Origin of the sequence: Ruminococcus callidus ATCC 27760 (assembly GCF_000468015.1) — a bacterium.
GTDB lineage: Bacteria > Bacillota > Clostridia > Oscillospirales > Ruminococcaceae > Ruminococcus_C > Ruminococcus_C callidus.
Window position 1 is genome coordinate 1,192 of record NZ_KI260290.1, and the last position, 2,253, is coordinate 3,444.

Annotated in this window: 2 protein-coding genes; both read right to left on the reverse strand. The window is 53.6% G+C overall.

The window, feature by feature from the left end:
• Nucleotides 1-43 precede the first annotated feature (43 nt).
• Nucleotides 44-1,003 carry an HPr(Ser) kinase/phosphatase gene (hprK, locus tag RUMCAL_RS00645; RefSeq protein WP_021680436.1) on the reverse strand — a complete coding sequence of 320 codons (960 nt, stop codon included), beginning with the start codon at nt 1,001-1,003 and terminating at the stop codon, nt 44-46.
• Nucleotides 1,004-1,035: 32 nt separating this feature from the next.
• Complete coding sequence (locus RUMCAL_RS00650; protein WP_169725970.1) at nt 1,036-2,184, reverse strand: putative glycoside hydrolase; 1,149 nt, start codon at nt 2,182-2,184, stop codon at nt 1,036-1,038.
• Nucleotides 2,185-2,253: the final 69 nt, after the last annotated feature.

Here is a 2,253-nt window from a genome sequence, read left to right on the forward strand (position 1 = left end):
ATACCGCACAAAGAGCATCTGGCGACTTTGCACGGTATCGCCCTTAAAATGCGTCGTAATCCTTGACAACTTCCTTGGATTCCATATCCAGTCCCAGCTGATCCAGCAGTTCGGTTGCAGCATTGTAGCCCATTTTTTTCTGACGGTTGTTCATCGCAGCAACTTCCAGAATGACTGCCAGATTTCTGCCCGGCTTTACCGGAATGGTCAGCATCGGAATCTTTACGCCCAGAATGGTGGCAAACTGGGTATCCACACCCATACGGTCGTAAATCTTTTCCGGATTCCACTGTTCCATTTCCACGATCAGTTCAATTTTTTCCGTGTTCTTTACCGCACCGATACCGAACAGCCGGCGGGCGTTGATGATACCGATACCACGCAGTTCCAGGAAGTGGCGGATATTGTCCGGAGAACTGCCCACCAGACTGATGTTGGAAACCTTGCGGATCTCTACCGCATCATCTGCCACCAGACGGTGACCACGCTTGACAAGCTCAATTGCGGTTTCGCTCTTGCCGACACCGCTTTCGCCGGTAATGAATACGCCTTCGCCGTAGATCTCGATCAGAACGCCGTGGCGTGTGATGCGGGGAGCAAGATTCAGGTTCAGGAATGCGATCAGACCGGAGATAAAGTTGGAAGTGCTCTCCTTACTGCGGAGCAGCGGCACATCGTACTTTTTCGCCAGATCCAGCATTTCCGAAAAATACGGCAGTTCCCGTGCAATAATCAGTGCCGGAATGTGGCGGGACATCAGAGCGTCCAGACGCTGGGTGCGGGTTTCTTCGTCGATCGTGGAGAGATATGCAAACTCCATTTTACCGATGATCTGCATGCGTTCCGGATTGAAGTACTCATAGAAGCCCATGAGCTGCAATCCCGGACGAGTGACATCGTTTTCGTCGATCAGGATCTCTGTGGGGTCTTTGGGCATATAGATGGTTTCCAGATGAAATTCATCAATGATTTTTCCTAATGATACAGTAAATTTTCCAGCCATTCTGACCAGCTCCTTTATATTTATTCTGTCTGTTATTTTTCAGTCAGCACAACCGCAGAAACGCCGTTGTCTGCTGCACTTTTCAATGTTTGTAATTCCTCAGCAGGGGCTCCGCTGATCTCAGCAGTCAGACACAGCGGCATCTCCGCCGTCTTTGCCTGAATCTGCGGCAGTATCGCCTGTGCCTGCCCTGCATCTGCCTGAAGATCCATCACCACGCCGGAAACTGTCAGGTTCTCAGGATCAAATACTTCCGCTGTTCCGGCGGCAGCATCTGCGGCAGAAGTTTCCACCCACAGCGGCACACTGCCGGCAGTCTGTGCCAGCGTGTTCACCAAACTGGTCAGAGCCGTTTTCCGTTCCGGATTCTGTACGGATTCTCCGATATAGGTGAGGTCGGAGTTCCGGAAATCGGGAAACACCACGTCCGTGCACCAGATTTGAGAGAAGCCGGCTGCGGTCACCTCGGCGGTAATATCTTTCAGGTATTGCACTGTAACATCGCTGAACGGACTCGCCCACGCCTTGCCGCCGTTTTCCTTGGTATTGTCCAGCCAGCGTCCGCCGCTGGTCACCATATACCCTGCCTCTGCATCTGCGTCCGGCAGCAGGTTATCCCGCAGCAGGCTCAGCTGTGCCACCGGTGTCCAGCCCTGTGCCTTTGCCGCTTCTGCGATCTCTGACAATTGCAGGCTGCCCTTTGCCGCACCGCAGCTTTTTGCCAGTGCCACATCTGTCTGATAGCACAGTTCCCCGCCGGCAATTTTCAGCGGGATCACCAGCAGTTTTCCCGTCGGCACTGCATTTCGTGCAGTCTGCATGGCTGTGGAAAGTGTGCTGCTGTTTTCCAGTGCCGCCGCAGAAAGCTGATAGCCCTCGGACAGCGATTCTTCTGCTACAGCCGGTGTGGAGGTGGCAACTGCCGGCAGTGTTTCTGCCTCGGTGGAGATCTCCGCTGTTGCCGCTGCGGTGGCTGCCGGTAAAGTTCCCTCCGCCTGCTCCGTGACACGGGGAGCACCGGAGTATTCCAGAATCGGCTTGGCAATGCTGTACCCCACCACGCCGATCACGCCGGCAACCAGAAAGGTAAAGCCGACCGATAAAATCGCTCTGGCGGGCTGCACTTTTCGCCGCCGCTTTTTGGAATAGGTATGCACTTTCGGCTGACGTTTGGATTGCAACTTCATTCCTCCTTGGAGCGTTTTTTAATGTGCCTTAAGGAAACACTGAACAAAGCTTGTGCGTAAGAT